A 7,549-nucleotide genomic window follows, 5' to 3' on the forward strand; every position below is an offset into this window, starting at 1 on the left:
AACGTTTTAAAATTCAGAATTCGAGTGAGCTTTTTACGTTCAGTTCGGCTTAAAGACTTGATTCTTTAGCGTTCAATTCCGATTTTGAAATTGCGCTGCCTTATTAGAGTTAACGTGTTTGTGTATGGTTAGTTGCGTGGTTTAGCAACTAAGTTAGCAAACTTTTACGAACCCGAGAAAATTCCGCAGGAATTTTCGTGAGTAGACCTTAATCAAGCAATTAATTATACACAGTGTTGTACAACGCTATTTTTTAAAATCAGTTTTTCAATTCTGTCGTAACCAAGCTTTTTAAATGATTCGTGGATTATTTTTAAATTTTCAGGTTTCCTAATCCACGAGTTTTTTGTCCAGTCTCCATTTCTCAAATCGAAAAATGAAGTTTGGTTTTCTGCATAAAATTCCAATTCAGATTTCTTCTCGTTTTTGCAAGACAGAAATAGGAAAATCAGAAGTAAAATTGTCAGCAGTTTGTTCATTTCAGGTATGTTGTACAACGTGATTGTGTATGGTTAGTTGCGTGGTTAAGCAACTAATTTAGCAAATAAATCACAGATAGAATATTCCGCAGGAATGTTCGTAAGTCGACAGTGACCAAGCAATTAATTATACACGGTGTTAGCTGTAGTTCTTTATTTTTTTAATTCCGATTATCAGAACATAAACAAACAAGATAACCATAGCAATTAGAAAAATGATATCGAATAATTCCAATTCCGATTGAGTTGCAAAAAAATGAATGTAATATGCAATTAATGACAAATAGAAAATAGAAATCAAAGGTTGTTTTATTTCAATTTTTTTTAGTTCAGTATTCTTAATTACAAAAGTATTCGATAGATTATCATGAACAGCTCTTTCATCGTCACTTATTCCAGATAACACACTAATAAATCGGCTAATATTCCTTTTAATTAATTGCCCGATGTTCGGCTTTTCTCCAGTTCCATTTACAACTTCTGTTTGAGTTTGATATTTCCCAGGTGTTCTACCATATAAATATTCAAAAGTGAAGTAGTAAATAAATCTCACAAGTAAATAAGTCAGAAACGCAATCGTGAAGTTTTTAAAAGTCAAAAAAGCAATAGCTACACCAAAAATAGAAGAAATGGTAAAATCTATTATTAGATTTTCGCCACGTTCTTCTTCATTGGCTAAATTCAGGTTTTTATATTTTTCGTTCGTGATTTTCATCAAATTACAGCTAACGTGTTTGTGTATGATTAGTTGCGTGTTTTAAGCACTAAAGTTAGCAAATAAAACACAGATAGAAAGTCCGCGAGGAATTTCGTAAATTGGCTAAAACCAAGCAATTAATTATACACGGTGTTGGCAAATCGTTTTTTATTCTAAATAGGTTTCTATCTTTTTCATTTCAGTCACAATTCGGTGGTTTTTCGGCAAGCACTCAATTAATTCAGATGGAACAACTCTGTCGATTTCAGGAAGTTTTTTATACCATTCTAAAACTTCCTCAAAGTGCTGTTCTCCAATTTTTTTATTTCCGAGTTTGTATTCGCAATAGCCAATTTGCTCAATCAATTTCGTGTATCTCCAAATTTGAAATTCCTTTAGCTTTTCTTTATCAACTTTGTTATAGTTTTCTAATGCTAATTCTAGTTGATTTAAGTCGTGATAGCAATGAGCTAAATACAATTGAGGTAGTACATTATTTGCGTCCAATTCAACAGCTTTTTTGAAATTCCGTATAGATTTTTCAATATTCACTTTCCAATCATCAGATTCAAAATCCACAAGCCCGAGAATGTGATAGCAATTAGAATCTAAATCCGAATATTCAGCTAACAATTTTTTTATTTCCGAGCGCAATTTATCCTTTTCATCCTTAAACTCGGCTAAAGAGAATTTATCGTATTTTTTAAATATTTTCTTTCGGATATCCACTTTTCTCAAATGTTTGCCAACGTGTGCGTGTATTACTTAGTTGCGTGGTTTCAGCAACTAAGTTAGTAAACTTTTACGAACCTGTGAATATTCCGCAGGAATATTCGCAAGTAGAGACTAATACAGCAATTAGTTATACACATTGTTAGCTGTAGTAAATTGGTTTTGCACTTTTTAGTTCCAGTTCCAGTTCCAGTTCCAGTTCAGATTTAGAGTAGTAGAGTAGAAGTCATGTTCCGAGTTAGACTTCGTGTACCATTTTTCTATTTAAGTTGCTTAAACGAGCTAAAAGTCCAGCGTAATGCAATTCAGGTTTCGAGTTAGAATTCCGACTGAGTAAAATTCCAGAGTTGAGTGATAAATTCGTGCGTTGTGCTTTTCATTCCTACGTTTTGAATTCAGAATTCGAGTGAGTTTTTTTGAGTTCAGTTCGGCTTAAAACACTTTAGATATACGCTTAAAATTCAAGTTTAGAAACTGCGCTGAGTTATTATAGCTAACGTGTTTGTGTATGGTTAGTTGCGTGGTTAAGCAACTAATTTAGCAAACTTTTACGAACGCGAGAAAATTCCGCAGGAATTTTCGCAAGTAGGCAAGTAAAAAGCAATTAATTATACACGGTGTTAGCCACTGTGTTTTTTATTCAGTTGTAAATTCTTTTATGTGTTCTCGAATATATTTAATTCGTAAATCGCTAATACTTTCTATGTCTCCTAATTCGTAAAATTCATCATCAAGTTTATTCAAAGGATTGTCTTTATAAGATTCACTGAAACTTTCCATAGTTCCATCATCAAATTCTGCAAGTCGCTCTTTATTTTCTGCATAAATATTATTCGCACGAGAAGTTAATTCCGCATACTTTTTCGCTCCAATTGTTTTAAATCCGATTTCCGCCATTTTTGCGTACTGTCCACTCGAATTAAAATAGAATTGATTAAATCCACCATTATTCACTTCTCCTTCTATAATCCAAGTCGCCCAAAACCCTTGTTGTCCATTAGTCAGTTTTTGGATATTTGAGAGTTCATTTTCGTAATCGTCTCCAATTATTTCGTAAATATTATCGAAAACAGATTGTTCAAGTTCATCGTCAGGAATGGAATCCAATATTTCTTTAGTCAGAACTTTATGGATTTTTCTGTTTTTCCAATCATCCACAGAATTCAATACTTTTTCGATTTCAAGGTCAACTTCAGATTTCTCTTTTTCTTTTTTACAGCCGAAAAAACTTAATATGGAAGATAGAATCATTATCGTTATTATCTTTTTGTTCATTGGATGGTTACATTGTGGCTAACGTGTTTGTGTATGGTTAGTTGCGTGGTTAAGCAACTAAATTAGTAAACTTTTACGAACCTGTGAATATTCCGAAGGAATATTCGCAAGTAGAGAAGAAAACAGCAATTAAATATACACGTTGTTGTAGCCAGTTTTTTATTTACGTATGTTGAATTATAAAACACATTATTTTACTTTCAGGTTCAAAAAATATGTATAAATCTCCGTCTCCCCAAAAGTTCATATTTTCAAAATATTGTTTATACCATTCATCTTTCGGTTGAACGTTTGTCCGTTTGGTTTTTATATCAACTCCATCGTAAGTCAGTTGACAAAGTAATTTCATTGTTTTCTTTGACTTTGGGCAAGTAGGAATGTCAGGATATTGAATCCAACTAGGAACTGCTGTATGTCCAATTCCACCATAGTCATTAACTTTTTCAGATGCTATGAATACTTTTTCATAAATTATTTCAGAATCAGGTTGTAAATCGTCAAATGAATTATCCGTTTTCTTTAATTCTTCAATATTTAATACTTTAGGATTTAGTGGGGCAGAGTAATCTATAAATAACTTGTCAAAATTTAGGTAGATTGGTGCGGCAATATGTAAATCGAACGGAAGCCAATTGAAAGCTTCATCTGTTTTTGAGAGTTTCCCTAAGTATTGAAATGGTGCAGTAAATTCAAATTTCGGAATGTTGAATCCAGCAGGTATTTCTCCACCTAAGTAGCTTTCAGATGTTGATACTTCATTAAGACTATAAATCTGATTAGGTACTAATTTTTGAAATTCAAAACCTATTTCACTTTCTTTTAACTTTCTTTCAGTTCTGATTCCTTCATCACTATCGTAGGCTTTTATCAATTTTCCATCCTTAAAAACGAGGTCAATTGAGCTCCAAATGTTATTAGCTGTTTCTTTATCTACAACTTGTGTTTCGAGAAATTTTTGGCATTGTTCATCTCCATTGAATTCAGCTTCCCAGCCAGCCAAATAAATATGTTCTTCTTTTTGTCCAAAACAAGAGGTAAATAATCCCATAAAAGTCAATAATATAATTTTGGTTAGTATTTTCATTTCTCAAATTGGCTACAACGTGTTTGTGTATGGTTAGTTGCGTGGTTAAGCAACTAAGTTAACAAACATTTACGAACCCGAGAAAATTCCGCAGGAATTTTCGCAAGTAAGCACATAAAAAGCAATTAATTATACACGGTGTTGTAAAACGTTTTTTGTTAGTCAATTCCTAAATCGTTTGTAATTGTATGTCTTAATTCAATTTCGCTTATCGGAATTCCCATATTCTCACTTATAATTCCTGATATAATTCTTTCAACTTCGTATTTATCTGTGATTTTTTTTATGTCAATTGTTTTCTCGAAATTCAGAGATATTGTCCAATCAATTAAATCTCTTATAGTTCCTTTTGTCACAGGCGAATTTCTTTTGATAGTTTTAATTCCAAAAATTTTTACGTGTGAGTCTAATTTTGGGTTAAAGTCAATTGCAACTAATTCAGGTAATTTTAGCTCAAGTTCTGTTTCTAATCGATTCCAATTTGTTTTTAATTCCGATTGAGTGAGTAAATCCGAAATTTTGCTGTTAGGCATTATTTCCAATTCAGTCAAGTTCAAGTTTTGAAAAGCTTTTCTCATTCGGTAAAATACGATTTGAGTTAAGCATTTATCTGTCGGATTTACAATAATTTTGCTGTAAACAGTATCAGCAAAGTGTTGTACAGTAGCAATGTTTTCTGCTTCAGAATCCTCAATTCGTATTCCAAATTTATCCTCAACTGACATAAGTAATTCGACTGAATCTAATCCCATTTTCGGTTCGTGTTAAATGTTTTACAACGTGCGAGTGTATGGTTTAGTTGCGACGTTTAAGCAACTAAAATAGCAAAAAAGCACGAACGCGAGAAAATTCCAGCGGAATTTTCGTACGTAATCTCAATACAGCAATTAACTATACACATTGTTGGCTTTAGTAATTGTTTGTATTTAAATTCAAGATTATATTCCGAAAGAGTTGAAAGTCGCGCAAAGTTGAGCCTTTTAGCTTAATTCAAATTCAGATTTTGAGTGAGAATTCCGATAGAGTGGAAGTCAGAATTCGAGTAAGAATTCCAGTTGAGTAATAATTCGGGCAGAGTGAAATTCCAGAGTAGAGTGATAAATTCCTGCGTTTTGTAATTCAGAATCCGAGTGAGTTTTTTACGAACTGTTCGGCTTTAAGTAAATGTTTTGATAGCTTAAAATTCCAGTTATGGTTGTGCTGAGTTATTGAAGCCAACGGTCTTGTGTATGGTTAGTTGCGTGTTTAAGCAACTAATTTAGTAAACAAAAACGTGCCAGAGAAAATTCCGAAGGAATTTTCCAAGTAGGCAATTGCCCAAGCAATTAATTATACACGTTGTTGTGGGTAGGTATTTTATATTGAACATAATACTTACTCAATTCTTTATAAAACTTCTCTCTAAGTTTCTCCATTTTCATTTCATATATGTCTAATTCAGAATTTTTTGGAATTATATCATTGAAAATGACCATTTCTCGAAGTTCTACTTCTATCTTAGTGCAGTTTTCTAATATATCTGCAACGTTGTTTAAACTTAGTAATTTAAGCTTTGAAAGAGCTGTCATTTTATTATTTCTAGAATCAAGTAAATTCTCATCAGCTGTAAAAATAAAATTCCATTCTTCCTTCTTTGCTTTTCTATTTAATTCTGTCGTTTGTTTTGAAGTCCCTCCAATTGCGCTTGTTAAAACAGACCACTTTTGAAAATATTCCTCCGCATTTTCCGATATTTTATCAATTGAGAGAATGTATCTTCTTATGAATTCTTTTTTTTCTTCAGACTTATGATTATACCTTGTTATCAAATAGTTTGTTAAAGAAGCAATTAATGCTCCGAGTCCAATTTTCACAATTGTATCAATCAACTCAATCATTTCGCTTGTCATATGTTCATTTTGTTTTACTTACCCACAACGTGTGCGTGTATGGTTTAGTTGCGACGTTTAAGCAACTAAAATAGCAAAAAAAGCACGAACGCGAGAAAATTCCAACGGAATTTTCGTATGTAATCTCCATACAGCAATTAACTATACACATTGTTGGCTTTAGTAATTGTTTGTATTTAAATTCAAGTTTATGTTCCGAATGAGTTGAAATTCGCGCAAAGTTGAGCTTTTTAGCTTAATTCGAGTTGAAATTCAAATTCAAATTCAGATTTTGAGTGAGAATTCCGAAAGAGTGGAAGTCAGAATACGAGTAAGAATTCCAGTTGAGTAATAATTCGGGCAGAGTGAAACTCCAGAGTAGAGTGATAAATTCCTGCGTTTTGTAATTCAGAATTCGAGTGAGTTTTTTACGAACTGTTCGGCTTTAAGTTAAGGTTTTAATAGCTTAAAATTCCAGTTTTGGATGCGCTGAGTTATTGAAGCCAACGTGATTGTGTATGATTAGTTGCGTGGTTGAGCAACTAAATTAGTAAACTTTTACGAACCTGAGAATATTCCGAAGGAATATTCCAGATGAGCACTTACACAGCAATTAATTATACACGGTGTTACCAAATGGTTTTTAATCTCCAACGTACTCAGTTTCTTTAATTTTTAAATTTCCAATATCTTTATCTATAATCTCAATTGAATACCAAACTTTCCATTGATTTCCAGTATCAGGAACATTCAAGTCAGAAGTAAGATATATAGTGTTTCCTAAAATGCTATCAATTTCGGTTGAGAAAAGATTACATTCTGCGTAAAATTCAGGAATCAGAGACTCTTTAAAATCAGTTCGGTCGATTTGTTTTTTGTCAACAATTGAGTCAGTCAAAAGCTTGAAATCAGTTACCATTTTGTGAGAATGGTCTAAATATGCTTGTTCTCCGTTTTGAGCTAAATTCCTAACAATTGAGCTATCGTTTAAACTATAAGTTTTTAATTCAAGAGTATGTTTTAAGTCAGAAATTTTAAATTCTCTTTTACTGGAAATAGTATCAAGAACTAAAGCCCAATAATTATTAATTGTATCTTTTTTAATTTTTGATTGGATAGCTTCCAATTCCTTTTTTTGTTCAGACTCCGTTTCTGCTTTTAATTCCGTTTTTGGCTTAAATTCAGATATGGTTTTGTCTGATTTTTTTCCGTCGCAACTTGATAGAATCGAAAATATTAATATTAAAGACAGAAGTTGTTTCATAGTTCGGTTTTCAACTGTTTGGTAACGTGTGCGTGTATGGCTTAGTTGCGTGGTTTAAGCAACTAAGATAGCAAACAAATCACGAACCTGTGAATATTCCGCAGGAATATTCGCAAGTAGAGAAGAATACAGCAATTAGTTATACACATT

Annotated in this window: 7 protein-coding genes; all 7 read right to left on the minus strand. The window is 32.3% G+C overall.

Going from position 1 to position 7,549, the window contains the following annotated elements; translation table 11 throughout:
- Positions 1 to 618 precede the first annotated feature (618 nt).
- Positions 619 to 1,194, minus strand: a complete 576-nt coding sequence (locus tag HNV10_RS16855; RefSeq protein WP_173302599.1) for an RDD family protein — start codon at positions 1,192 to 1,194, stop codon at positions 619 to 621.
- A 150-nt stretch (positions 1,195 to 1,344) separates the two neighbouring features.
- Positions 1,345 to 1,905 carry a tetratricopeptide repeat protein gene (locus HNV10_RS16860; RefSeq protein WP_173302601.1) on the minus strand — a complete coding sequence of 187 codons (561 nt, stop codon included), beginning with the start codon at positions 1,903 to 1,905 and terminating at the stop codon, positions 1,345 to 1,347.
- A 639-nt stretch (positions 1,906 to 2,544) separates the two neighbouring features.
- Complete coding sequence (locus tag HNV10_RS16865) at positions 2,545 to 3,159, minus strand: DMP19 family protein (RefSeq protein ID WP_173302603.1); 615 nt, start codon at positions 3,157 to 3,159, stop codon at positions 2,545 to 2,547.
- Between the two features lie 187 nt (positions 3,160 to 3,346).
- Positions 3,347 to 4,267: a hypothetical protein gene (locus HNV10_RS16870; RefSeq protein ID WP_173302605.1), complete on the minus strand. Its 921-nt coding sequence runs from the start codon at positions 4,265 to 4,267 to the stop codon at positions 3,347 to 3,349.
- A 158-nt stretch (positions 4,268 to 4,425) separates the two neighbouring features.
- Positions 4,426 to 5,019: an acyl carrier protein gene (locus HNV10_RS17340; protein ID WP_173302607.1), complete on the minus strand. Its 594-nt coding sequence runs from the start codon at positions 5,017 to 5,019 to the stop codon at positions 4,426 to 4,428.
- 573 nt (positions 5,020 to 5,592) lie between these two features.
- Positions 5,593 to 6,156, minus strand: coding sequence for a hypothetical protein (locus HNV10_RS16880; RefSeq protein WP_173302609.1), 564 nt, complete (start codon positions 6,154 to 6,156; stop codon positions 5,593 to 5,595).
- Positions 6,157 to 6,778: 622 nt separating this feature from the next.
- Positions 6,779 to 7,399 carry a hypothetical protein gene (locus HNV10_RS16885; RefSeq protein ID WP_173302611.1) on the minus strand — a complete coding sequence of 207 codons (621 nt, stop codon included), beginning with the start codon at positions 7,397 to 7,399 and terminating at the stop codon, positions 6,779 to 6,781.
- Positions 7,400 to 7,549: the final 150 nt, after the last annotated feature.

The sequence above is a fragment of the Winogradskyella litoriviva genome (assembly GCF_013249065.1).
Lineage (GTDB): Bacteria > Bacteroidota > Bacteroidia > Flavobacteriales > Flavobacteriaceae > Winogradskyella > Winogradskyella litoriviva.